This window comes from Enterocloster aldenensis, assembly GCF_003434055.1.
Lineage (GTDB): Bacteria > Bacillota > Clostridia > Lachnospirales > Lachnospiraceae > Enterocloster > Enterocloster aldenensis.
The window spans coordinates 135,111-159,850 of record NZ_QVEX01000004.1; the positions used below are offsets into that span (position 1 = coordinate 135,111).

Genomic DNA, 24,740 nt, shown 5'->3' on the forward strand with positions numbered 1-24,740 from the left:
TGTATTTGCCCTGCGGCCAAAGAAGCTGACTGCAGGGCATCATTCTCTTTGACAGCAATGGAAAAAAAGGAGATTTTTGAATATGAGCAAGAAACCAACCGTATTAATGATACTTGACGGCTACGGCCTTAACAGCAACTGCGACCACAATGCTGTGTGCGAGGGCAGGACTCCTGTCATGGACCAGCTGATGAGCCAGTGCCCCTTTGTAAAGGGCGAGGCCAGCGGGATGGCAGTGGGACTTCCGGAAGGCCAGATGGGCAACTCTGAGGTGGGCCATCTTAACATGGGGGCAGGCCGCATTGTTTACCAGGAACTGACCAGGATCACCAAGTCCATCCAGGACGGTGATTTCTTCCAGGTGCCTGAATTCCTTACCGCGGTGGAAAACTGCAAGAAGAACGGCACTGCCCTTCATATGTTCGGCCTTGTGTCCGATGGCGGTGTCCACAGCCACAACACCCACATCTATGGCCTTCTGGAACTGGCTAAGAGGAATGGCCTTGACAAGGTGTATGTGCATTGTTTCCTGGACGGCCGCGACACCCCTCCGGAATCCGGCAAGGGATTTGTGGCTGACCTGGAAGCCAAGATGAAGGAAATCGGCGTGGGAGAAGTGGCATCCGTTATGGGACGTTACTATGCCATGGACCGTGACAAGAGATGGGACCGTGTGGAACTGGCCTACAATGCGCTGACAAAGGGCGAGGGAAACCGGGCCGCAAGCGCCACCGGAGGAATCCAGGCATCCTATGATGATGGCAAGGCAGACGAGTTCGTGATACCTTTCGTGGTTGAAAAGGACGGTAAGCCAACCGCAACCATTATGGACGGGGATTCCGTGATATTCTACAATTTCCGCCCAGACCGTGCAAGGGAAATCACCCGCGCGTTCTGCGACACGTCCTTTGACGGCTTTGCAAGGGATAAGAAACTGGACCTTGTGTTCGTATGCTTTACCGACTATGATGAAACCATCGAAAACAAGCTGGTTGCATTCAGGAAGGAGAGCATCACCAATACCTTTGGCGAATTCCTGGCAGCCCATGGCAAGACCCAGGTAAGGATTGCCGAGACTGAGAAGTACGCCCACGTTACCTTCTTCTTTAACGGCGGCGTGGAGGAACCCAACAAAGGCGAGGACCGTATCCTGGTTCCCTCACCAAAGGAAGTTGCCACCTATGACTTAAAGCCTGAGATGAGCGCCAATGGCGTGTGCGATAAGCTGGTGGAAGCTATCAGATCAGGCAAGTATGATGTAATCATCATCAACTTTGCCAACCCGGACATGGTTGGACATACAGGCGTGGAGGATGCTGCCATCAAGGCCATCGAGACAGTGGACGCCTGCGTGGGCCGCGCAGTGGAGGCCATCAAGGAAGTGGACGGCGTCATGTTCATCTGTGCGGACCACGGCAATGCGGAGCAGCTGGTGGACTATGAAACAGGGGAGCCATTTACGGCCCACACCACCAATCCTGTCCCGTTCATCCTGGTGAATGCGGACCCAGCCTACAAGCTGCGCGAGGGAGGCGCCCTGTGCGATATCATCCCAACCCTCATTGAGCTGATGGGAATGGAGCAGCCTGTGGAGATGACCGGAAAGTCCCTGCTGGTGAAGTAAGGATTGATTGGAGTTTAATGGATTATAATGTATGAGAAGGCCGGGCGGCCGTGACTGCCCGGTCTTTTTTTGCGCCCCAATCACAAAATACACACACCAATCTAAAAATAGGGCACTTGTGCCAATACGCTCCCCTGCCATATAATGAGAGGAGGAAAAAACATCTGGAGGTGCCTGTCATATGAAACGGCTGGAAAAATTCTTTAATATGAAAATGATTCGGAACCGTATAATCGCCGTACAGCTGGGGGTCATCATTCCGGCTGTCATCCTGCTGGGGGTGATGATATACGGCATGACAAGCGCCATGCTCATAAAGACAAACTCGGAATCCTATCTAAAGGTCCTTGAATCAGCAGATATCATTTTGAGCCATTATCTGGATTCCTACCGTGACATTACCAGGAATGTGCTGGCAGACCCGGTTCTTCAAAATGACCTTACGATAAGCAGCAATTCCCGGTCAGGTGGAAAACGGATAGAAGAGCGCCTGTTCGTGGATCTGGACAATGCGATGGAAAAGTATATCATGGGATTTTCCGGCGCCAGGTCAATCTATCTGTATGATTCCAGGGGAAGGCTGTTCTATCTGGATGACTCGGGGCAGGGCAGGTCTGCGGCAGACGCAGCGGACTATGGTGTTATCTCAGCCACGCCATGGTTTAAGAAGGCGGCAGCGCAAAAAGGATATGAGGGGTTCGCGGGCCGGAATGTAATTACCGGGAACAGGGAGCAGTTTTCCTGCATCAAGCTCCTTAAGAACCTCGATACCCAGGATGTGATTGGAATGATGATATTGAACTTTGACAAAGCGGCTTTAAAAGAGGTATTTCCCTCTTACCGCCCAGAGCAAGGCGCATATGCTGTGGTGGAACAACAGGAGGAGGGGGGATATGATGTGGTCCTGTCATCCGGCGCAGCCATGGAGGAGCAGGAGATTGCCCGCATTCTGGTAAAGGGGGACCCGGACTATCATCTGTCCAGGTATGGCAGCTCGGAAATGGGCTGGGAGCTGGTACACATGGTGCAGAACCGGAGCCTGTTAAGTGAAGCAGGTAAGATACAGGGCATTATTATGAATGGGCTGGCGATAACCATAGTCCTTTTGCTGGTGCTGACGGTTCTTTTGTGTAACCGGATTACTAAGCCCCTTTACCAGCTGAGGGATGATATTGTACGTGTGGGGGAGGGGGAGCGCTGCCTGGAAACAGATTTTCCGGATGATGAGATAGGCGCCATCGGCCAGGAATTCAGCCGTATGGTAAATGAAAAGCTTACCCTGGCCGACCAGGTCACACGGGTGGAGCTTAAGAATAAGGAGGCGGAACTGGAGCTGCTTCAGTCCAACATCAATCCCCACTTCCTGTATAATACCCTGGATTCCCTTTACTGGATGGCCATCCTCCATGAGGCCGAGGATGTGGCGGAGCTTACAAAGGCATTGAGCGATGTGTTTAAGATTGCCCTCAGCAAAGGGGAAAAGTTCATTCCCATACAGAAGGAGCTGGATTTTGTCAGAAGCTATCTCTATATCCAGAACATCCGTTTTGAAGGGAAGATCCATGTGGACATCCAGGCCGATGAAAGCCTGATGGGATATAAAGTCATAAAGCTGCTGCTTCAGCCATTTGTGGAAAATGCTGTTTACCATGGGCTGGAGCCTAAGCTGGGAAGCGGCACCGTTGTCATAAAGGTTTACAGGGAGCAGGATTTCCTGTGTTTTGAGGTGGCGGATGACGGGGTTGGCATGGATGTGGATGCCTCCCTTTCCAAAGGATACGCCCTGAGGAACAGTCTGGAACGCATCCGCCTTGTCTATGGTGATGATGCAAAGGTGGAATTTAAGAGCAGCCCCGGACAGGGGGTACAGGTGAAAATATCGTTGCGGGCGGGGGTAAAGGAATGATAAAAGTGGTTCTGATTGAAGATGAAAACGTAGTCTTAAAAGGCATGGCCATGGTATTGAAGCGGGAGCCGGATGTGGACCTGGCAGGCACGGCAGAAGATGGGAACCAGGGATTGGAGCTGATATACAGGGAACATCCCGATGTGGTCCTGACGGATATCCGCATGCCGGGACTGTCGGGCCTGGAGATGATAGAACAGGCCCAGATGCGTTTTCCGGACACGGTGTTCATCATATTCAGCGGATTTTGCGAGTTTAAATATGTCCAGCAGGCCATTGGTCTGGGCGTGCTTGCCTATCTGGAAAAGCCGGTTACGGTCAGCGATTTGCGGGGCGCCCTTAAAAAGGCCGCCAACCTGGTGGACTACAAGAAAAATTATATACGCATGAAGGAGCGCACCCAGCAGGTAAACCGGGTTATGGTGGAGCAGGCCCTGTACGACCTGATGAACCAGCCGTCCGCCATGGAAGCTGCAAACATGGAGCGGCTTCTGGAGGTGGGGGAATATCTTAGCTTTTCAACTGAGCTGGCCGTGTTATGCGCCGGGAAATTATCCTGGAAGGAGTCTGGCGTGGATGAATACCGGAAACTGATCCATGCAATGACATTTTCCATTGCAGGGAACCACAGCCTGGACATTTACACCCTGACCGTGGAGGAGCAGCTGTATTTTGTATACTTCAACCAGGAATGCCAGATATTTCCCTTTTATCAGGAGATATCCGGGCAAAGGCAGGCGCTGGAGGACCAGGGCATATCCTTTTATGGGGGAATCAGCAGCATACATCAGGGCATCTATGGGCTGAAGGACGCGTTTGCAGAGGCCAGGAGCGCCCAGAACTATGCGTGCTTCCTGGAATCGGAGGAAATCGTGCGCAGCGGGGATGTGGAGTATCGGAACCATATTCCGGCTGAGATTACGGACAGCCAGTATTCCATGGAGTTTAATTTTCGTCTGCAGAATTACAGCCAGTTCAGGAAACAGGCCGGGGCATACCTGTCCTACCTGGCTAAGGAGGGAATCATGCCGGAGCTACTGAGGAACGAATGCCTGGACCTGGTATACCTGGTGAAAAAGCTTGCGCTGGAATCCGGTGGTGTTGGGGAAGATAGGCTGCCTGTCATCAGCCACAGTGAAATCATGGACCTGGAATCCGCGGAGGAAATGACGGACTGGGCGCGCCGCATGACGGACCGTTTCCTGCTGGAGGTGGAGCAGGACCGGAATACGGAAAGGGAACACCCTGTAAGCGTGGTGAAAAAATACATAGACCAGCATTATGCCGAGAGCATCACGCTAGAAACCCTGGCGGACCAGGTCCATATGAACCCCACATATCTGAGCGTCCTGTTTAAAAAGGAAGAGGGGGTTGCCTACAGCCATTATCTGGCCCAGGTCCGCATCCGCCAGGCAGCAGGGCTGCTGGAAAAGGGGGAAAAGGCAAAGGATGTGTGCAGGAAGGTGGGATATTTCGACTACCGCTACTTTAACAAGCAGTTTAAAAAATATGTGGGCATGACACCGGACACCTATAAGCGTACAAAGATAGGGCTTGAATAAAAGAGATTCTTGAAAATGGCCCAACAATCCAAAATAAAGGCGGATTTAAAAAATTACCGGCTCACCTTACAATGGAACCATAAAACACAGAGGAGAGTCGGGACATGAAGATTCAAAACTTAGATTACACAGATGCAGGCTTAATGATGTCTGCCCTCAGGGAAACAGTGGATTATATCAGGAGCCGGACAAGAAAGGTACCTGAGATTGCCATGATTTTAGGCTCCGGGCTTGGGGATTACGCGTCCCAGCTGGAAAATGCCGATATCATTCCTTATGAGGACATCCCTAATTTCCCAAGACCGACGGTCAGCGGACACAGCGGCCGGTTATTCATGGGGGAGATTGCAGGAAAATGCATTGCCGTGATGCAGGGAAGGAACCATTATTACGAGGGGTATGACACCCAGACAATCACTTATCCTGTCAGGGTACTGCGCATGCTGGGGGCAGGCAGCCTTATTCTCACCAATGCCTGCGGGGCCGTGAGCAGACATTTCGTCCCGGGGGACCTGATGATCATCGAGAATCATCTGGCACACTTCTGCCCGCCGCCCCTGAGGGGAGCACACCTGGAGGAACTGGGACCGAGATTTACCGATATGAGCAGGCCCTATGACCCGGAGTACATGGAACTGGCCCGCAGATGTGCAAAGGATATGGGAATCAGGATACAGCAGGGCGTGTACGGTTACTGGCCCGGCCCCACCTATGAGACTGCCGCGGAGGTCCGCGCATATGCAGTCCTGGGGGCCGACGTGGTGGGAATGTCCACCGTGGCGGAGGATATGGTGGCTGTCAACTGCGGAATGAGGGTATTGGGCATTTCGTGCATAACCAACATGACATGCATCCATTCCTCGGGTAAGACCAGCCACGATGAAGTCATCCAGGTCATGGAGCAGATATCTGAGAAGACCGTGAAATTGCTGAACCGGATTGTAGAGGAAATGTAGGCGCACAGGTGATAAGGAGGAGAAGGATAATGAGAAGCAGGCAGATGATTTCAGTGTTGTTGGCCGCAGTGATTGCACTTTCAAGCGTGGGATGTTCCGGCGCCCCCTCATCCGGGACAGGTTCTTCCGGCTCCGGCAGCCCTTCGGAGACAGAGGCCGGACAGGATGGGGAAAAGGCGGGGAATGGTAAAACAGATACAAAGGAACGGACCATTACCTGGATGACCGTGCGTTCCTCATGGCCTGCCATGAACATGATTGCTGAAGATTATATGAAGGAAAACCCGGATGTAAAAGTGGAGTTTGAAGTGATTTCCGACCGTTCCACCTATAACCAGAAGCTGAAGATCCTGGCTGCCAGCAACGAACTGCCGGATCTGTTTGACAGCGAGGGAGATACCCTGCTCAGTGAGATTGCCTCTACCGGGGCCTTGGTGGATGTGGACGGCCTGTATAAAGACCTGGGCTATGACCGCATGATGAACATTGGGGAAAACTATGCGCGTCTGTCCGACGGTAAACTCTACAGCCTTGCATGGGAGAACAACATTGAATATTTCTGGTACCACAAGGATTTATTCAAAAAGGCCGGAATCCAGAAGACGCCGGAAACCTTTGATGAATTACTGGATACCTGCCAGCAGCTAAAGGATGCCGGGATCACACCCATCTCCACGTGGCCGGGCTGGGCCCTGTTACGCTGGATGGCTTTTATCCCCTATCGTCTGGAGGGCAATGATTACATTGAGAAGCTGAAGGTGGGGCAGGCGAAGATGAGTGACCCCGTGGGCATCCAGGCAGCCAATTTCTTCCAGAAGTTGGGAACGGAATATTTCCAGCCCGGTTGGTCCACCAGCGACTATACCAGCGCCCTTGAGAATTTCCTTTCAGGAAATGCTGCAATCTATTACATCGGTACCTGGCAGTTCAGCAGTTTCATGGATGAAAACAGGGAACTGAAAGACGATTACGCATATTTCTACATGCCCTCCATGGAAGGAGCGGTGAATGGCAGGACCGATATGTGGGCCAATGCAGGCACAGGCACGTCCATCAGCAAGGATAAATATGATGACCAGTTAAAGGATTTTATTAAATATGTGCTGGACAGTTATCCTGAAACTGCATTTTATAAGACTAGCGTCATGCCGCCCATGGATTTTGACACCACGCTGGGAACCTTCTCGGACTTTGACCAGAAGGTCATGGATGACTGCAACAACCTGACAGATTACGGATACAGCTGGGATGTGCGCATGGACTCTGCCACGGTTGAGGTGATGAACAAGGAGATTGTCAACCTGGGTATGGGCGCCATAACGCCTGAGGAATTTGCCCAGCGCATTGACGCCGCTATTGCTGAAAATGCCCCCAAGTTCTTTCAATAACCTGGCAGACCTTAGAATGAGGAGGATTCCACATGTGTCTACATCGAAAACAGGATCCATACATTTTCCTTGCCCTGCCCCTCATTGTATATCTTGCAGTGGTCCTGATTCCCATATTTTCATCCATATATTACAGTGTCATGGACTGGAACGGTATTACGGAAATGAAGTTTGTGGGAATAAGTAACTACGCCAAGATGTTCAAGGACCCAAACCTGCCCACCTGCCTATTTAACAGCCTGAAATATGCTGCCGTCGGCACCGTATTCCAGGTGGGCGGAGGCCTTGTCCTGGCCATCCTGGTCCAGCAGATACGCAAGGGACAGAATATCACCAGGGTAATCCTGTTTACCCCGGTGGTCATATCCGGTATGGCCATGAGCCAGACCTTTAAGAAGTTATTAGCCATCAGCCCGGACGGCGTGGTCAATGCATTTCTGGGAGCGGTCGGGGTGTCACATCTGAAAACCGCGTTCCTGGCAGACATGGACCTGACCTTGTGGGTGGTGGCAATCGCCGAGGCATACCGTTTCTGGGGACTGTACATGGTGGTGTTCCACTCAGCGTTTACCTCCATTGACAGCGAGGTCATTGAGGCGGCTTCCATTGATGGGGCCGGCTACTGGAAGACACTGCTCTATGTCCGGCTGCCCCTGATCCGCCCGGTTATCATCAACTGTATCGTATTGGCGGTCATTGGCACCTTAAAGGCATTTGAAGGTCCATTTGTCCTGACAAACGGAGGTCCGGGATATGCCAGCGAGCTGATGGCAACCTATATGTATAAGACGGCATTTAACAACATGGAATATGGATACGGCAGTGCGCTGAGCCTGATTATTGTAGTGGAATGTATTGCGATTTTCGGACTTATCAATGCCCTGACAAAGCGGAAGGAGTGAGGAGGAGCATGAAAAACATAAAATCCCTGAAACGGCTGCCCCTTTACTGCCTGATCCTGCTTGTGGCGGTCATACAGACTTATCCCATCCTGTGGATTTTCCTGTCCAGCATCAAGCCATCACAGGAGCATCTGATGAACCCGCCCTATGCCCTGCCAACAGCGCCTACGCTTGCAAACTATGTAAGTCTTCTGGATTCCATGATACCCACCTATTTTAAGAACAGCGTGGTAGTGGCAGCCATAACCCTTACAGGAATCGTGGTGCTGGGGGCGCTGGCAGCCTATCCTTTATCCAAAATGCAGTTTAGGGGACGTACCCTGGTGCGCAACTTCTTCATGCTGGGCATCATGATTCCCATTTTTGTATCCCTGGTCCCCATGTTCGGGGTATACAACAGGCTGGGGCTTAAGAATACATACTGGTCCCTGATTATACCGCAGGTAGGGTTTGCCATACCCATGGCCATGTACCTCTATATTGGCTTTTTGGACCAGATACCGGACGCCCTGATTGAGGCGGCCTATATGGACGGCGCCGGTTCCTTCCGTATATTCCTGGAAATCATTGTGCCCCTTCTGCATAATGCCATTGCAACCATTGCCATATTTGAGTTTGTATTTGTGTGGAACGAGTTTACATTCGCAAATACGTTCATCAGTACCAGCGCAATGAAAACAGTCCCGGTAGGACTGAATGATTTCATCAATAATTTCGGCCTGAGGGACTGGGGGCTTACCTTTGCGGCTGTATCCGTGACAGTACTGCCCACACTGATAGTATTCTTTATATTAAATAAGCAGGTAATGGCAGGAATGACTGCCGGAGCCGTAAAAAGTTAACTTTACATGAGAAAGGAAATAGAAGATGTCCAGTAAATTATATATACAGAACAGGATTTATAATGTAAATGACCGCCTGATTGCCCTTGATTTATACGAAAGAATCATTGATTGGATAGACAAGGGGCTTCTGGCTGATATGAAAGAGCCATACCTTCCTTTTAAGAGCACTAACAATACCAGCGTTGGCCAGGAGGCGGGAATATTTGAAATGGATGTGCAGGCCCTGGCTGACTGCAGCGGGGTGGTGGGGTATTTTGACGGATGGACCTATGACCCGGGCTGTGGGTTTGAAATTGGATGTGGGTACGCATGGGGATATCCGGTCAACATCATCTCCACGGATATTTTCACCAGTTCAATGGGGGATTCACAGGATTTTTACCATGCAAGCAGACTGGTGGAGCATATTTCAAATTTTGCGGCTGTTTCGGATCTGAATCAGGAGATAACGGATTACAGGCAGAGGAACATGGATGTGCTGGAACGGGCCCTGACGGTTTTTAAAAACAATCTGATCCACGATTTCGGGATGCCCAGACCGGCCCCTGTACCCATCCAGTCCTTGCCGGTGGAGTATGACTATTACCTGGATCCTAATTTTAAATATACGGAATCCGGACAGATGCTACTTGAGAAAATTAAATCGGCAATCCAGGCAGCAGGAAAGACCTGTGTGACAGGGGACAACCAGGGCGATATTGAGGAGGATATTGACCGCCTGAGAAAAAGCGGCCAGGCCATCCTGCTATTTGATGCGGCGGAACCCAATATTGACTCAGCCGTCCTTGGGGGGATTGCATATGGAATCGGCCGGAAACCCATTGTATACTCCAGCAATAAACAGCGGATCCATATGTCGGGCAGGTTTGTGTGCCAGCTTAACAGCATGAACTGTTATTCGTCTGAGAAGGTGGTGGAATCCCTGGAGGAACTTGTGAGGGTGATTGGGGAATAGTTGAGGGGTATCTACGTGATAGCTATGCGGATAGCCATGTGGATGGATATATTTCTGAAAAGACGGTCAGGCATTGCCTGGTCGTTTTTTGTTATGATCGGTACAATATCACTTTTAAAATCAGCGGTTATAAAAGTTGATTCTATCATTTGACTTCTATGATATACTTGATTTATAAAATATGCTTGTCTGAACTGCCGCTTAACCAGAAGCATGGAGACATCAAAAAAGAATGGGTCACTGATGATACAGCAGTTAATATAGGATGATTCTATGGATGATAAAATAAAATCAATGATTGATGAATATATAGCCAATGTAGAGGATGTATGCTGCAAACTACTGGAAGGAATAAACAGGCAGGAAAACCTGGAATTAAGAACGAAATGGGATTTCTTTGAATACAGGGGCAAAGTGCGTAAAACCGATTTCATCATCGGTGGTATCACATACAGACTTCACGGGAACGGCTGCTTTGCTTTTGGCGATGGGCTGTTTTTGGATTGGAATTTTGGTTACAGAAGCAGGTGGTGCGGTATTGATCCCTGGTTGCTGGGGATGACCCTCAAGCAGGGAGGGAGCAGCCAAACGGAATATTTCGATGGTAAATTATTGGAAGAAGCTTGTGAACTGGCTGTCATTGAAGGCGAAATGTTTAAAAAGAACGGACTCTATCATTATTCGGTGAATAAAAAGGATACATTTACGCCGGAGTTCCCAAAGGAATATGACTCTTTGGCAATAGAGTATTTTCATGAAACGTGGATACTTCCGAGAAGTAAGATGACAGATAGGTTTTTGAGAAAAAGTAATTGGATTTGTAATCAGATATACGGCAATCAAAATAGATATGTTTTACGGTTCTTTTTAGGAGAAAACGAAATATATTCAGTTCCATATGATGACATGAACTATCCGGAGAATGCGGTTAAAATCATGACCGATACTATTCTCTGGAATTTGAAGAAGCAGGGATAGGGATTGTGCAGATTAAGGAGGGCTTTGCATATGCGCAGGGTGGATGACCAATATTATCGTGGTTATGAAGGTGAGACGGAAATCGGGTTTTACACAATAAAGGAAAAAATAGTTATTTGGGCAGGCTTTTTTGACGATATAATGGAGCAGATGGAACCATCCCGGTATGGATGGACTGGAATTGCATACTACTATCATTTACATACCGGATGGTATGATGAAGATTTCTGGCAGATTCCAGACTTAGAAGAATGTCTGCGGCAGTTCGAAGGAATAGATATATCTGAATGCCGGTTTGAAGGGTCTAAAAATGTGTTAGCATCCATCCGGAGCATGCTTTCATTGGCCATACAGGAAAATGAAAACGTATGGATATCGGAGGGATGACAACCAATGAGCAGACCGTGCACCACCAGGTTTTGCTACAGGCGTATGGCAATTGGTTAAGGAGGGACAGGCGTTGCATAAAATTGCAGAAAGTATGCATTATGAGGTGTATAGGGAGTATGAGACGGTTCTTTTGAAAATGAAACACCTGGAACGAACCGTGACCATTGGAGACTTTTATGGGGACGTAGGAAAAGTAATCATATCCCCGGAAGAGGAATGCTGTGTAATGGCTGGATGCGGAGTCATTGTTTATTATTTAAATGAACCATTTACACCGTATGGGTATGGTAAAAGATGTGGACAGTGGAAGGAGTGGTATAGGACTGGAGATACATGGGTGGAGGATGTGGTGATGGAAAACGATGGAACCATAGTGATACAGTTGGAAAATGGGGAGAAAACTGCTCTGCCGTGCCTTCCTCAGGAAGAAGGCCGGACATGAGCACAACATTTGAAGTGTATCCTGCAGATACATACATCCCTTCTTTTTCAGAACTCCTGTCCCATACGGAAATGGTGCTGGAAGGCTACCTGAAAAGCATACATATTAATAAAAGTATCCGAATGAACGCCGAGCTGCATCTGATAAACGGACATGATAAAAAAACGGTTCAGCCTGAAGATAAAGTGGTATGGGATGAAACTGCCTATGCCTGGTTTTTCGTTAAGGATGTTCCCGGAGGGACCGATGCCTATTACTGCAGGCATACGGACATGGACATCGGATTTTTAAATTCCCGGCAGGGCCAGATGATTTCATGAGCTGGTATTTCAGGCCGGAACATGCTGCGAATCAGGATGATGCCGACTTTACGGAGAGATGTACATGGTCAATCAGGAAAATGCTGGCTGATTGACAGGGGGACTGTTCCATAGGTTATTAAATTCCTATGGAACGGTCCTTCTGATTTTGATTATACATCTGCCAATGGCGGAAGGCATTCAATCAGCTGCAAATCACAATCTGATTGGACGGCGCACTGTCCTTTTGCCCCATATGGCAGATAGAAATACATTCCCTTATTTAGTTCTCTTTTATAATCATTTCCGGTAATCATACCAGAACCCTCTGTTACAATATAGACAGCAGGCGCTGTTCCTAAGACAAAAGAACTGTCATGGACCGTGTAACGGTTAACGCTGAAACAGGGGGTATCTTCGTAGCCCATCAGCATTTCTTTTTTAATCCCGTTTTCCTTGGACAACAGGCGGGGGATTTTCTTAGAGATAGACATACAGTCAGGGCCATTCACACTGTAGTCAAAGCAGTCCAGTGCAATATCCCTGTCCAGGCCAAGATACAGCTGGTCTTCCGGAAGAAGATATTCCCCACACCAGTATTCCGGCTGAATGGTAAAATCAGTAGGTTCCTGTACCTCTAAAATTAGGCAGCCGGCTCCGATGGCATGAACACAGCGGGACGGAATGAGATAAACCTCCCCGGGCTGTACCGGAATCTTGTTAAGAACCGTGTCCATCACAGTTCTGTCATTTCGGGAACGTTCAATATAAGTGATGAATGATTCCTTGGTCATGTTTTCCTTAAAGCCAAAATAGATACTGGCATCCTCCCTGGTATTAAGGACAATCCACATTTCGGTTTTTCCAAAATTGCTGTTTAAATACTTTTGTGAAAATGTACGGTCCGGGTGTATCTGAAGGGGCAGCCGCATGGCGCTGTCAAGAAGCTTTACCAAAAGGGGAAAGGTTCCCGCAGGTCCAGCCATCTGCCAGGGATGTTCTTCCATCAGGCTTTTCAATGTGATATCAGTGTGTTCTACTAAGCTGTATCCTTCTAATGGAACCGTGCTTCCTGGATTTAACGCCTTCACGGTGGATGCAACCCATTCTTCCGGATAATTATTGTCTTCCTGCTCATCCCCAAAGAAATCAGAAAATAAAAGCCCGCCTTTATAAATACGGTAAACACGGTTTCTGTCAAAGAAAATAGGTTTAGTCATGTCGATTTTCATGAGTATGCTCCTTTTTAAGGGATTTTTAATCCCTGAATGATTATGAGATTATTTTCAATAACAGATATTCATACTGCACAGTACAGTATTAGGTAAGGATTAGATGAAAAAAGTATAACACCAGTGGATTTGAATGTCAAATGAATTGACAAATTAAATAAAAAATGTATATAATAATATCATAAAATATTGGTTTATTATTTGGAAGTATAGGGAAAAACTTACAAATTTTTTTGGTAATTGATATATATATAAAATGGTTTAACAAAATATTATTAACAAAAAGAAGAAATAAGGGAATCGAACAATCAGGAGGATGGATATATGGAGCAGAGTTCTTTTAATGCAAGGGGAATGAAATTACAAAACAAAAGGATTATAATGGACAGCCTCCGGATCAGTCCCTGCTCCAGGGCAGAACTGGCCAGACAGACGGGGCTGACGAGGGCGGCAATCAGTGTGATTGTGGATAATCTGCTAAAGGAGGGGCTTGTGGCGGAGGGGGAACCCATTGAGGGAAAAGTGGGAAGGAAATCCTTCCGGATAACCCTGAATCCTGATAGATATCATATGATAGGAGTCACACTGGAACGTGGCTGCTGTTGCGTTGGTATTGCTGGTTTTGACGGCCGCATTAAGCAGATGGAACGGATTGAGTATGATGGGAGATTAGGGAATATTGACCATATCCTGGAGGATATGGTCAGGATTATATTGAATTACGAGGAAAAGAGTGCTGGCAAGGGGCAGCTGCTGGGAATCGGAATTACTGCCCCTGGTCCACTTGACCTGGATAAGGGGCAGATACTGAACCCGCCTAACTTTGAGGGCTGGGAAAATATTTATATAGTAGATTATTTTAAGCAAAGGCTGGCGGCCCCGGTGGTCCTGGAAAATGATATTAATGCCCTTGCCTCTGCTGAACGTTATTATGGAATTGGGAAAAAGTATGACAGTTATCTGGAACTTCAGCTTGATACCGGAGTGGGAGGCGGAATCATACTGCATGGTGAACTTTACAGGGGAAGCGCAGGCATGGGCAATCAGGTGGGGCATATAACAATTAATATGTTTGGGGATAAATGTAAGTGTGGTAACATAGGCTGTGCCGAACTGTACGCCTCAATTCCACGTATAGTACAGTGTGGTCTGGCCGTAAATCCCCAGTTCTATTCATGGAAACGGATGGTTAACCTGGCCTATAATGGGGATGATCAGGCCAGGAAACTGATACAGATGGAGGCAGGGTATCTGTCAGTGGTAATTGTCAATGTGATGAATATATTGGACCTTGATGCCGTTGTATTAGGAGGTGAGGCTGCCTATAAGGGAGGACTGTTGGGAGAGATGACGGAATCCATTGTCAATTCCAGAGTTATGGGGAGGGATGTCCACCATATTCCAGTTATTCTTTCCCAGATGCCAGAAGATGGAAAGATGCTTGCTGCATGTAATCTGATTATGGAGTCTTTTATAAGAACATTATTGTAGGTAATGGTCAGGAGAGGGAGGTTATATGATGAGGGTAATCATTGCGGACGATGAACAGAAGGTGTGTCAGCTGATTTATGATCTGGTTCCTTGGGAAAATTATGGAATGACGGTGGTGGGAATGGCTAATAACGGTTTGGACACATTGGACTTAATAAAAAAGCAGGCACCGGATTTAGTGATAACCGATATTAAGATGCCTGGCTGTGATGGTCTGGAATTAATCCATAGGGCAAAAAAACAGCAGGAGAAAATAGATTTTATCATAATCAGCGGATACCGCTTTTTTGAATATGCACAGAACGCAATTAAATATGGCGTCAGCGATTATCTGTTAAAACCTATCAAGCAGGAAGAACTTATGAATACATTAAAAAAGATGCAGGAAAAGTACAATGCCAGGCAGGAGCGTCTGACAGAGGAAAACGCACTCCGCAGTCAGGTAAAAGAAAGCAGGAAACGGGCCAGGGAAAATTTCCTGCTGGGGTACCTTCGGGATGGTTGGAAAATGGATGTCAGGGGAGACATCCGGTTTATTAACAACCGTTATTGTATGGAGTTCATGGAGGGGAGCTTTACTGCATTTATAATAAAAATCGATTACGATTACCGGGAACAGTACGGTAAGGGAATTGAACTGATTTCAGCTAAGGCGGCATACCTTATCAGGCAGTCCCTTGAAGCATGCTGTTATGATATGGAGTGCTGTACAAAGGGGAATGGTTTATGGTGCATTGTCAATTATGATCCAGAGCAGGAAAAAAACATAAAAAAGAAAATCAGACAGGCCTTTTCTGAGATAACTGTGCAGAGAACCGTATTTCCGCAGTTCTGCTTTACCTGTGGTATAGGGGAAATGATTAGGGAGGCCGGAGAAATTGGAACTGCTTTTTTAACAGCCGATGAAGCGGCGCAGGAAAGACTGGTACGAGGAGCCGGAAAGGTAATTGAGTATGGAAATACATATGTGGATCAGCCTGAAAACAGCAGGCTCACTGACCGGACGTTGAAAAATCTCAGGAACCATGTAATGGCTTTGGATGCAGATGCAATGGCAGGGGAACTTAAAATCCTTGAAAGGGAATTGGCAGGCCATATAAGTGGGCATGGACTGTGGATGCTAATCCGGCAGATAAGCAGTTCATTTGTGCTGTACATGAAGGAAAATAAGTTCCATGGTCAGGTACTGGAACTGTTTTATGATGATTTTATTGAAAAGAGCGGCTGTTGTGGCAGTATGCGGTCCCTTTTTGCATGTTTGTCCCAATGTATGAGGAACTGCATGGTCAGGATAGCAGAAGATAAAAAGCAGGAAGGCATCAAGCCCATACGTATGGCCAAGACATATATCCTGAAAAACTATATGACTGCTATAACATTAGAGGAAATGGGCAGGATTACAGGGTTTAATGCATCATATTTCAGCCTTCTGTTTAAGAAAGAAACCGGTAAGAATTTTGGCGAATATATTTCAGAAGTACGGATGGAAAAGGCAAAAGAGATGTTGAAAGAAACTGATGAAAGTATTTCCGCTATTTGTGGGAATGTGGGGTACAGCGATTTAAAGCATTTTACAAAGTCATTTAAACAGGAGACGGGACTGAAGCCAAGTGAATACAGAAAACTGTATTCCTAGTGCATCTTTGCAGGGGACCAAAGGAGCGGAACGCGTATGTTAAGTAAATGCAAGAGGTATATTTCGTACCGGATAAAAGTGGCAGCCTTATTTGCAGCAATCTATATGCTGGCAGCATCCATGCTTCTATTTGCGGGACGGCTGTGGCTGGGGATTCCGTGCCTGTTTCTGGTAACATTGTTGTTATCTGCATGGGGGATATATAAGATGGTGGCTGAACCATATCAGCGCCATTGTGAGATGATGCAGGCATTTGCGGCAGGACAGGTGCTGAAAAGGATGAACGGGTGTGGAATCTGCTTTTCACCGGAGCAGGAAAACATGATAAGCCGGTTTAACGAAATGCTTAATATGAAAGAAGTGATTAATGCAACCAGGAAACAGGCGGAGTATATGGCGCTGCAGAACCAGATTAATCCTCACTTTTTATATAATACCCTGGAAGGAATCCGTGGGGAAACCCTGCATGCTGGATTAAACCATGTGGCTAAGATGACAGAAGCCCTTGCTACTTTTTTCCGGTACACAATATCTAATATGGATAATCTGGTTACGTTGGAAGAAGAATTGGAAAATATTCATAATTATTACATCATACAACGGTACCGGTTCGGGAACAGGATAACGCTGAAGATAGAATACAGTGAGGAGGATGCGGAACGTATCCTGCATTGCAGGCTGCCCAAACTCACACTGCAGCCCATTGTTGAAAATGCGGTCTGCCATGGGATTGAGCAGATGATAGGCAATGGCATCATCAAAATTAAGGTTGATATTACAGAGAATCATATGATTATCACTGTATCAGACAATGGCATCGGCATGCCTGAAGAACGGGTGATGGAGTTGAACCAGAAGCTGAATGAGCTGAAGACAGAATATATAAAAGACGACCATGAGAATAAAGGCGGAATTGCCATGGTAAATGTCAATAACCGTATCCGCCTTTTGTGCGGGGAGGAATATGGCATATATATTTACAGCATTCCACGGATGGGGACAGATGTTGAGATTACCCTTCCGTTGGTTGAAGGGGATATGTCTGCCTTAAACCCATATCAGGGGGTGGCTGTCCGGTGAAAGAAGAAGTGCTGGGCATGGAACATGTGACATATGCCGAGGATGGGCAACTGCTGCTGGAACAATTTCACATGCGTATATTCCGTGGGGAAATCATGGGGATGGTATGTGATGACAACCGTGGAAAGGAAGCCTTGACAAAAATCCTTCAATTGAATCGGCCGGTACAATATGGAAGGATTTATTTCCATGGAAATCTTGTTAATGCGGGAGGGTATGGTCTGTGCAAGCCGAACCGCATAGCTGTCATCAGACAGAAGCCAAGCCTGATTGAGAATATGACGGTGGAAGAAAACATATTTGTTATTAAAGGCAGTTACAGGAAAATACTGGTAAACCGCAGCAAGCTGGGAAGGCAGTTTGAGCGGTTTGCAAAAGAAAAGTCATTGGGTCTTGATTTAAAGGGACAAAAGCTGGTATGCGAATTATCATCGTATGAAAAGGCGGTTGTCGAACTGTGTAAGGCCCTGATTATAGGTACCCGTCTTGTAGTTATATGTGACATGGCCAATTATCTTGGTCCCCTTGACCTCATGACATATTTTAATCTGTTGGGCAGGTTTGCAAGGCAGGGTTATACCTTTCTGTATATCTGCGATACCTTTGATGAGGCAAAACAGGTCTGTGGCCGCATTGCGCTTATGGACAATGGGCGGATAAGAAAGATTATAGGAAATGCCGGGCTTCAGGAGCGGTTATGTTTCCGGAATCCCCTGATGATACAATCAAAACGTGACAGGATACATAAGGAAGCTCTTCTGGAGTTCAGGAATGTCAGTTGGAAGGATATCCGGAATATGAGTTTCTGTGTCTGCCCGGGAGAATGGGTTACATTGCTGGATATGAGTAATACGGTATTGGAAAATCTGGTCAGCCTCATGAATATGGAGGCGGAGGCGTCTGTTTATTCAGGAGAAATCTTTTTTCAAGGTAAAGAATTCAGGGAATGGAAAAACATTGGGATTCCCGGATGCGGTGTGTCTTTTGTCAGTGAAAATCCAACAAAAACAATGCTATTTCAGGAAATGAGCTATATGGATAATCTATGTTTTGACATGGAGCAGAAGATGGGGGCCTGGACGATTAAGACACGTATAAGAAAAAGCGTGAGGCGGGAATATGACTGTATTCTAGGGGATGAGATGGATGAAGCGGATATTACCTCCCTTGACAGGATTCAGCTTTACCGCCTTGTTTATTATAGGATACACCTGTGCAATCCAAAGATTGTATTCTGTATCAGGCCGCTGGCAGAGGAGGATATATACATGAAAAAGGAAGTGAAGAAGCTGCTGGGGGAACTGCACAGAAAAGGAATTGCCATCGTGGAACTGCTTAGCAATATATCAGATCTCCACACTCCTCCTGACCGCACGATTATTGTCAGGAATGGGACGGTGACGAAACAGTAACATCAAAAGCCACCCCCCTAAAGACCAAAACCGCCCCTCTTATAATGGGGCATTTTAGATGTTATATTATAGATACAGATAAGGTAAGGATGAAGAAAACAAAGGGGTGATGCAATGGAGAGTTACATTGTGGAGATGGAACATATAGACAAAAGCTTTCCGGGTGTGAAGGCGCTGGATGATGTTTCATTCCGCCTGAGGGCGGGAGAGGTGATGGCGCTTCTGGGGGAAAATGGTGCCGGTAAGTCTACGCTGATGAAGATACTCAGCGGCGTTTATCCCAAGGACAGCGGCACCATACGTATTTTTGAAAAAGATGTCCAGGATATAAATCCCAAAAAGGCACAGGAACTGGGTGTTGCCATCATACATCAGGAACTGAATCTCTGCGGGCATCTGACGGTGGCTGAAAATATTTTCCTGGGTCATGAAACAATGAAAAATGGGCTGCTCTCGGATAAGGAAATGAGACTGGAAGCAAAAAAGGTCCTGGATGAGCTTAATATGGATATCAGCCCGGATGCGGTGGTGGGTGACCTGGCTGTTTCCAAACAGCAGATGATAGAGATAGCAAAGGCTCTGTCAATTAATGCAAAGATATTGATTATGGACGAGCCGACATCGGCACTGACATCCAAGGAGATTGAGGATCTGTTTCTCATTATCAGAAAACTTACCTCCCAAGGCATGGGAATTGTATATATCTCACACCGGCTGGAGGAACTGCAGCATATTGTGGACCGTATTACCATTATGCGGGATGGAAAGTATATCACATCCATGGATTTTAAGGATACCAGCCTGCAGGAAATCATAACTAATATGGTGGGCCGTGAGATAAAAGAAAAGTTTCCGCGGGTATCCTGTGCCAAGGGAAAAAAAATACTTGAGGTAAAGCATCTGAATGCAGGAAATATGGTTAAGGATATCAGCCTTGAACTGTATGAGGGGGAAATCGTTGGAATTGCCGGGCTTATGGGGGCAGGAAGGACGGAAACCACCCGTGCGATTTTTGGGGTTGACCCGAAAGAGTCTGGAGAAATCATCCTGGATGGGGAAACAATCCATATCAATAATCCCATGGATGCTATCCGGGCCGGAATCGTCCTGGCTCCGGAGGACAGGAAAAAAGATGGACTCTGTACAAAATTAAGCATCAGGGAAAATGTTGGGCTCCCCAATCTGGATTTCCTATCCAATCGGTTTGGTATCATCAAAAGAAAAAAAGAAGAGAAGATTACCATGCAGGCAGTTGACAATCTGAAAATCAAGGTGTCTTCGATTGAAAACAATGCAGACAGCCTGTCCGGAGGTAACATGCAGAAGGTGGTTGTGGGTAAATGGCTGGCAAGGAAATCAAGAGTGGTAATATTTGATGAGCCCACAAGAGGAATTGATGTGGGAGCCAAGGTAGAGATATATCATCTGATGAATGATTTGAAGAAACAAGGAATTGGGGTTATGTTTGTTTCATCGGAAATGCCGGAGGTGATTGGAATCAGCGACAGGGTCATTGTCATGTGTGACGGAAGGATAACAGGTGTTTTTTCTACTGAGGAGGTATCACAGGATTTGATTCTGGAGTGTGCGACAAAGTTTGAGTCTAAATTAGACGGGACAATGGAACTACAGGAACATGTCCGGAAATCTGTACAGACAGGAGGAAAACATGAATAACAAAAATATATTCCGAAGGATAATTTCTACCAGAGGTATGGGGCAGGTAATCACGGTTTCATTTGGCCTGGTAGTCCTGATAATAGCATTTGGCTTTATGAACCCTACTTTCCTGTCAGGGAAGAATATTGGAAATCTGCTGCGTCAGATTGCCCCCATCCTTTTGATAGGAATTGGCCAGTCCTACCTGCTGATTACAGGTAATATTGATTTGTCCATCGGCTCAGTTGTGGGCATGAGCTGTATGATATCCGCAACCCTGATGACTAAAGGGGTGAATCCCTGGGTGGCCGTAGCCGTTACCTTCTGCTGCTGTCTGGTTGTGGGGGTTGTAAATGGTACCCTGGTGGCTGGCTGCGGTCTGCCGCCATTCATCGCAACCTTGGGCACCATGACGATTGCCAGAGGAATTGCCCAGATTGTTAACAACAATTACAATACGGATTCCATTGGTTTAGGAGCAGAGGGGTTCCGCAACTTCTTCTATTATGGGAAGGTCATAGGGCTTTACAATACAATCATCATCGCGGTTTTATTCTGGCTGGTATTTAATTTCGTTTTGAACCGGACAAGGTTTGGGCGGCATGTATATGCGGTGGGGAGCAATATAGATGCATCCAGGCTGTCTGGCGTTAACATAACAAAAACCATAACCATGGCATATATGGTGAGCTCCATCTGTTCATGCACGGTTGGACTTGTTATCTGCGCCACAAGTGGAATGGGGACCATGGATGCAGGAAACATGTATGAGATGTACGGTGTGGCAGCATCGGTCATAGGTGGAATCAGCCCTTTGGGAGGGCAGGGAATCCTTCTGGGGACGGTTATCGGTGCATCCATATGGGGAACTTTGCAAAATGGGCTTCAGTTTGCCGGGGCTCCGGTTGCTATCAGGAACATCCTGATTGGTATCATTGTTGTGGTCTCAGTCCTGGTTGATATCATGGTCAGAAAAGGAAAATTCGCATCCAGGAAGAAACGCAGCATCAAATAATATAAAAATAAAATGTGGAATGTATGCGTGGGCATACGGAAGGGAGATTTACAATGAGAAGGCAGAAGGTTTTAGGGGTTTTAATGGCGGCAGTGGTGGCAGCAGCAATGACAGGGTGTAGTTCGGGTTCAGGAAGTTCGGGCAATTCAGGTTCAGGGACAACGGCTCATCAGGAATCAGAAGCCAAAGGAAACGCTGGTTCGGAGAGTAAGGATAGTTATAAAATTTATCTGATAACCATGGACCAGATTGACCAGCATTGGGTCAATATGAATAAGGGCTGTGAGAAGGCTGTTGGTGAACTGGGCGGCATAGAATACAAATGGTCGGCACCGGACCAGAAGGATGATGCAAAACAGATTGAATGTATCAACAATGCAGTGGCAGATGAAGCCGATGCAATCCTTTTGGCAGCCAATGGACCGGATGCAGACGTGGCGGCGTTAAAAGAAGCCGATGCAGCAGGGGTTAAAATCGTATACGTTGATTCACCGGCCAACTACGACAGCATACAGACACTGGCTACAGACAATAAGAGTGCTGGAAAAAGCGGCGGGGAAGAAATGCTTAAGGCATTGGAAGCAGCCGGAATCACTAGCGGTAAGATTGGCATCATCACCCCAAATGCGGCAACCAACTCCAATGTAAACCGTGAGATGGGATTTAAGGAGGCACTTGAAGGCTCTGGTTTTGAGATACTGGAAACCCAGTACAGTGAAGGTGACGCGGCCAAGTCTAAGGATATTGCTGCAAACTATATTGCACAGGGATGCGTTGGTATTTTCGGATGTAATGAAGGCTGTACTGTAGGAATCGGCAATGCTATCAGGGAAGCCGGTACTGATGTGATGGGAATTGGCTTTGATAAATCCGATACAATCCTGGAACTGGTAAAGGAAGGCAGTCTTGTATGTACCATCACACAGAACCCGGATTTGATGGGATATGAAGGAATTAAGACAGCACTCAAGGCATTAAAAGGCGAAGATGTTGGAGAAAGCTATATAGATACAGGCGTATCCATTGTTGATGCGGAGGCTTTAAAGTAAAGATGAGGATTACGCTGGATAATGGATGCATTAAAGTGGCTGCTGATACATATGGCGGTGAACTGCAGTCCCTGAGAAGGCATGATGCTGGAATTGAATATCTGTGGCAGGGCAATCCTGCCACATACCGGAGAAAGGCAATTAATATTTTCCCGTATGTGGCCCGACTTACCAGTGGAATCTATAAGCTGGATGGAAAGATATATGAGATGCAGCCCCATGGGTTCATAGCGGATGTGGAGATGGATTGTGAAAAGAAAGGGGACACCCAGGCAGTTTTCCGGTTTTCGTCAGATGAAGATACCATGAAGATATATCCCCGTCATTTTTTCTATCAGCTTCAGTATGAACTGAAGGATAATACAGTTGATATTACGTATATCATACAGAACCAGGACGGCAGGACCATGTATTTCGGCTTGGGAGGACATCCGGGCTTTATGGTCCCCCTGGAAAATGGAATGGCATTTGAGGACTATTGTCTTGAGTTCAGCAAGGCCAGTGAACCGAACCGGATAGGGATGTCCAGGGAATGCTTTGTTCTGGGTGAGGACGAGCGATGGAAATTGGAAGATGGACGGATTCAAAGGCTGTCCCATGACCTGTTTGATGATGATGCCATAATTCTGAAAGATATGTGCCGGGAAGTAACTTTAAAAAGCCATAAGGGCCACCGGGCAGTGACGGTCCGTTATCCCCAGATGGATTATCTGGGCATATGGCACTGGCCTAAAACAGATTCGCCTTATGTCTGCATTGAGCCATGGTCATCCCTGCCCTCCCGGCATGGGGTGGTGGAAGAACTAGAGCATCAGGCTGATCTGATACAACTGGGAGCGGGGGAAGAGTACAGAAACACCTGGTCCATTTCCCTGTGGTAATGAATGGATAAACATTGGTTCAGAAGTGATTTTGGACATAATGCAAAGAAATAAAAGGTGGTTATATGAGACAATATGATGTGATTTGTGCCGGGCTGGCAACCGTAGATTTAATTGCCGGAATCCTGGAGCCGGAGGCGCTTAAAAGGGATACAACCTATCTGGAGACACTGAGCCTTGGGATAGGAGGGGACGCGGTCAACCAGGCAGTAGTATTATCCCGGCTGGGGTGCCGGACCGGTCTGATGGCGTTATGCGGCAGCGATTACTGGGGAAAGTATCTTATTGACAGCTTAGAAGACGAGGGTGTGGACTGTTCCATGGTCACGACGGATTCAGGACATCCGACCACTGTATCCATTGTTATGCTGGATTCCGGGCGGGAACGTCATTTTGCCGTGGAAAAGGGCTGTATGGATTATTTTGGGCTTTCCCATATTAATCTTGATGCAGTGAAGGAATCAGGAATAGTAAGCATCGGAAGCAGCCTGGCTTTAAAGGCATTGGACGGTGAAGCAACCTGTGAACTGTTTTCTTACGCAAAGAAACATGGCGTCACGACAGCTGCGGATTACAGCATTGGAAAAGGTGATGAGAAAGTGGACAGGAACATGGTATCCTCCATGTTCAGACAGACAGACTTCATTCTGCCAAGCTATGGTGAGGCAAGCCTGATAACCGGCGAGACCGAGACGTGCCGGATAATAGAAGCGCTTCAGGATATGGGAGCCGTCAATATTGTATTAAAGCTGGGAAACAGGGGATGCTATCTGCATACCAAGGAAACTGATAAGATGATAGAAGCCTGCCCGGCTGCGGTTGTGGATACAACAGGAGCGGGTGACTGTTTTGCAGCAGGATTCTTATATGGACTGTCAAAAGGCATGGATGTGGAAGTATGTGCCAAGCTTGGCTGTGCGGCCGGTTCCATTGCAGTGGAGGCAGTTGGGGCAAATACGGCCCTAAGAAATAGGGAACAGATGTTCCTGCGGGCCGGAATGCATCTGGATGACAGATAGAAAAAGAAAGGTAGAGTAG

22 protein-coding genes are annotated in these 24,740 nt (G+C 47.2%); 21 read left to right on the top strand and 1 reads right to left on the bottom strand.

Translation table 11 applies throughout. From position 1 onward, the window contains the following. The first annotated feature begins 82 nt into the window (after positions 1-82). The 12 genes from gpmI to DWX59_RS10740 all read left to right on the top strand — a co-directional run bounded on the left by gpmI (position 83) and on the right by DWX59_RS10740 (position 12,268). Positions 83-1,624 (top strand): 2,3-bisphosphoglycerate-independent phosphoglycerate mutase, encoded by a 1,542-nt coding sequence (gene gpmI, locus DWX59_RS10685; protein ID WP_117558876.1) that lies wholly within the window; start codon positions 83-85, stop codon positions 1,622-1,624. Positions 1,625-1,805: 181 nt separating this feature from the next. Then, positions 1,806-3,530 (top strand): cache domain-containing sensor histidine kinase, encoded by a 1,725-nt coding sequence (locus tag DWX59_RS10690; protein WP_117558878.1) that lies wholly within the window; start codon positions 1,806-1,808, stop codon positions 3,528-3,530. Beyond that, positions 3,527-5,092, top strand: a complete 1,566-nt coding sequence (locus tag DWX59_RS10695) for a response regulator transcription factor (RefSeq protein WP_117558880.1) — start codon at positions 3,527-3,529, stop codon at positions 5,090-5,092. The genes DWX59_RS10690 and DWX59_RS10695 overlap by 4 nt, the downstream gene beginning before the upstream one ends. Positions 5,093-5,196: 104 nt before the next feature. Then, positions 5,197-6,048 (top strand): purine-nucleoside phosphorylase, encoded by an 852-nt coding sequence (locus tag DWX59_RS10700; protein ID WP_227116050.1) that lies wholly within the window; start codon positions 5,197-5,199, stop codon positions 6,046-6,048. A 29-nt stretch (positions 6,049-6,077) separates the two neighbouring features. After that, a complete protein-coding gene (locus DWX59_RS10705) occupies positions 6,078-7,436 on the top strand; it encodes an ABC transporter substrate-binding protein (RefSeq protein ID WP_117558882.1) in 1,359 nt (452 codons plus the stop codon). A gap of 32 nt (positions 7,437-7,468) precedes the next feature. Next, positions 7,469-8,338 (top strand): carbohydrate ABC transporter permease, encoded by an 870-nt coding sequence (locus DWX59_RS10710; protein ID WP_117558884.1) that lies wholly within the window; start codon positions 7,469-7,471, stop codon positions 8,336-8,338. Positions 8,339-8,346: 8 nt separating this feature from the next. Next, positions 8,347-9,180: a carbohydrate ABC transporter permease gene (locus DWX59_RS10715; protein ID WP_117558886.1), complete on the top strand. Its 834-nt coding sequence runs from the start codon at positions 8,347-8,349 to the stop codon at positions 9,178-9,180. 25 nt (positions 9,181-9,205) lie between these two features. After that, on the top strand, positions 9,206-10,138 hold the full coding sequence (locus DWX59_RS10720) for a nucleoside 2-deoxyribosyltransferase (RefSeq protein WP_117558888.1): 933 nt from the start codon (positions 9,206-9,208) through the stop codon (positions 10,136-10,138). 273 nt (positions 10,139-10,411) lie between these two features. Further along, positions 10,412-11,116: a DUF6896 domain-containing protein gene (locus DWX59_RS10725; protein ID WP_117558890.1), complete on the top strand. Its 705-nt coding sequence runs from the start codon at positions 10,412-10,414 to the stop codon at positions 11,114-11,116. 30 nt (positions 11,117-11,146) lie between these two features. Then, positions 11,147-11,503: a dihydroorotate dehydrogenase (quinone) gene (locus DWX59_RS10730; RefSeq protein ID WP_117558892.1), complete on the top strand. Its 357-nt coding sequence runs from the start codon at positions 11,147-11,149 to the stop codon at positions 11,501-11,503. A 73-nt stretch (positions 11,504-11,576) separates the two neighbouring features. Then, a complete protein-coding gene (locus DWX59_RS10735) occupies positions 11,577-11,948 on the top strand; it encodes a hypothetical protein (RefSeq protein WP_117558894.1) in 372 nt (123 codons plus the stop codon). Continuing rightward, positions 11,945-12,268 (top strand): hypothetical protein, encoded by a 324-nt coding sequence (locus tag DWX59_RS10740; protein WP_117558896.1) that lies wholly within the window; start codon positions 11,945-11,947, stop codon positions 12,266-12,268. Before DWX59_RS10735 ends, DWX59_RS10740 begins: the two co-directional genes overlap by 4 nt. A gap of 152 nt (positions 12,269-12,420) precedes the next feature. Here DWX59_RS10740 and DWX59_RS10745 read toward each other — a convergent pair whose 3' ends face one another. After that, positions 12,421-13,479: a type I phosphomannose isomerase catalytic subunit gene (locus DWX59_RS10745; RefSeq protein ID WP_117558898.1), complete on the bottom strand. Its 1,059-nt coding sequence runs from the start codon at positions 13,477-13,479 to the stop codon at positions 12,421-12,423. A gap of 324 nt (positions 13,480-13,803) precedes the next feature. Here DWX59_RS10745 and DWX59_RS10750 point away from each other — a divergent pair, with 324 nt between their 5' ends. The 9 genes from DWX59_RS10750 (at position 13,804) to DWX59_RS10790 (ending at position 24,721) form a co-directional block, all read left to right on the top strand. Beyond that, the gene (locus tag DWX59_RS10750) at positions 13,804-14,970 is read left to right on the top strand and encodes an ROK family transcriptional regulator (RefSeq protein WP_117558900.1); all 1,167 of its coding nucleotides are present in this window, start codon (positions 13,804-13,806) and stop codon (positions 14,968-14,970) included. Positions 14,971-14,995: 25 nt separating this feature from the next. Next, the gene (locus DWX59_RS10755) at positions 14,996-16,606 is read left to right on the top strand and encodes a response regulator transcription factor (protein WP_117558902.1); all 1,611 of its coding nucleotides are present in this window, start codon (positions 14,996-14,998) and stop codon (positions 16,604-16,606) included. 36 nt (positions 16,607-16,642) lie between these two features. Beyond that, the gene (locus DWX59_RS10760; protein ID WP_117558904.1) at positions 16,643-17,686 is read left to right on the top strand and encodes a sensor histidine kinase; all 1,044 of its coding nucleotides are present in this window, start codon (positions 16,643-16,645) and stop codon (positions 17,684-17,686) included. Then, complete coding sequence (locus DWX59_RS10765; RefSeq protein WP_117558907.1) at positions 17,683-19,098, top strand: ATP-binding cassette domain-containing protein; 1,416 nt, start codon at positions 17,683-17,685, stop codon at positions 19,096-19,098. The genes DWX59_RS10760 and DWX59_RS10765 overlap by 4 nt, the downstream gene beginning before the upstream one ends. 114 nt (positions 19,099-19,212) lie before the next feature. Further along, the gene (locus DWX59_RS10770) at positions 19,213-20,775 is read left to right on the top strand and encodes a sugar ABC transporter ATP-binding protein (RefSeq protein ID WP_117558909.1); all 1,563 of its coding nucleotides are present in this window, start codon (positions 19,213-19,215) and stop codon (positions 20,773-20,775) included. Then, positions 20,768-21,772 (top strand): ABC transporter permease, encoded by a 1,005-nt coding sequence (locus tag DWX59_RS10775; RefSeq protein WP_117558911.1) that lies wholly within the window; start codon positions 20,768-20,770, stop codon positions 21,770-21,772. The genes DWX59_RS10770 and DWX59_RS10775 overlap by 8 nt, the downstream gene beginning before the upstream one ends. A 53-nt stretch (positions 21,773-21,825) precedes the next feature. Further along, positions 21,826-22,821, top strand: coding sequence for an ABC transporter substrate-binding protein (locus DWX59_RS10780; protein ID WP_117558913.1), 996 nt, complete (start codon positions 21,826-21,828; stop codon positions 22,819-22,821). A 2-nt stretch (positions 22,822-22,823) separates the two neighbouring features. After that, the gene (locus DWX59_RS10785) at positions 22,824-23,702 is read left to right on the top strand and encodes an aldose 1-epimerase family protein (protein WP_117558915.1); all 879 of its coding nucleotides are present in this window, start codon (positions 22,824-22,826) and stop codon (positions 23,700-23,702) included. Between the two features lie 65 nt (positions 23,703-23,767). Further along, entirely contained in the window at positions 23,768-24,721 is a 954-nt protein-coding gene (locus DWX59_RS10790) for a carbohydrate kinase family protein (protein ID WP_117558917.1), read from the top strand. Positions 24,722-24,740 lie beyond the last annotated feature (19 nt).

Coding starts and splice junctions, on each gene's coding strand:
- DWX59_RS10745 (WP_117558898.1), bottom strand. CDS start 13,479: ATGAAAATCGACATGACTAAACCTATTTTCTTTGACAGAAACCGTGTT.
- DWX59_RS10720 (WP_117558888.1), top strand. CDS start 9,206: ATGTCCAGTAAATTATATATACAGAACAGGATTTATAATGTAAATGAC.
- DWX59_RS10690 (WP_117558878.1), top strand. CDS start 1,806: ATGAAACGGCTGGAAAAATTCTTTAATATGAAAATGATTCGGAACCGT.
- DWX59_RS10780 (WP_117558913.1), top strand. CDS start 21,826: ATGAGAAGGCAGAAGGTTTTAGGGGTTTTAATGGCGGCAGTGGTGGCA.
- DWX59_RS10755 (WP_117558902.1), top strand. CDS start 14,996: ATGATGAGGGTAATCATTGCGGACGATGAACAGAAGGTGTGTCAGCTG.
- DWX59_RS10750 (WP_117558900.1), top strand. CDS start 13,804: ATGGAGCAGAGTTCTTTTAATGCAAGGGGAATGAAATTACAAAACAAA.
- DWX59_RS10730 (WP_117558892.1), top strand. CDS start 11,147: ATGCGCAGGGTGGATGACCAATATTATCGTGGTTATGAAGGTGAGACG.
- DWX59_RS10695 (WP_117558880.1), top strand. CDS start 3,527: ATGATAAAAGTGGTTCTGATTGAAGATGAAAACGTAGTCTTAAAAGGC.
- DWX59_RS10775 (WP_117558911.1), top strand. CDS start 20,768: ATGAATAACAAAAATATATTCCGAAGGATAATTTCTACCAGAGGTATG.
- DWX59_RS10705 (WP_117558882.1), top strand. CDS start 6,078: ATGAGAAGCAGGCAGATGATTTCAGTGTTGTTGGCCGCAGTGATTGCA.
- gpmI (WP_117558876.1), top strand. CDS start 83: ATGAGCAAGAAACCAACCGTATTAATGATACTTGACGGCTACGGCCTT.
- DWX59_RS10700 (WP_227116050.1), top strand. CDS start 5,197: ATGAAGATTCAAAACTTAGATTACACAGATGCAGGCTTAATGATGTCT.
- DWX59_RS10770 (WP_117558909.1), top strand. CDS start 19,213: ATGGAGAGTTACATTGTGGAGATGGAACATATAGACAAAAGCTTTCCG.
- DWX59_RS10785 (WP_117558915.1), top strand. CDS start 22,824: ATGAGGATTACGCTGGATAATGGATGCATTAAAGTGGCTGCTGATACA.
- DWX59_RS10710 (WP_117558884.1), top strand. CDS start 7,469: ATGTGTCTACATCGAAAACAGGATCCATACATTTTCCTTGCCCTGCCC.
- DWX59_RS10760 (WP_117558904.1), top strand. CDS start 16,643: ATGTTAAGTAAATGCAAGAGGTATATTTCGTACCGGATAAAAGTGGCA.
- DWX59_RS10725 (WP_117558890.1), top strand. CDS start 10,412: ATGGATGATAAAATAAAATCAATGATTGATGAATATATAGCCAATGTA.
- DWX59_RS10715 (WP_117558886.1), top strand. CDS start 8,347: ATGAAAAACATAAAATCCCTGAAACGGCTGCCCCTTTACTGCCTGATC.
- DWX59_RS10790 (WP_117558917.1), top strand. CDS start 23,768: ATGAGACAATATGATGTGATTTGTGCCGGGCTGGCAACCGTAGATTTA.
- DWX59_RS10740 (WP_117558896.1), top strand. CDS start 11,945: ATGAGCACAACATTTGAAGTGTATCCTGCAGATACATACATCCCTTCT.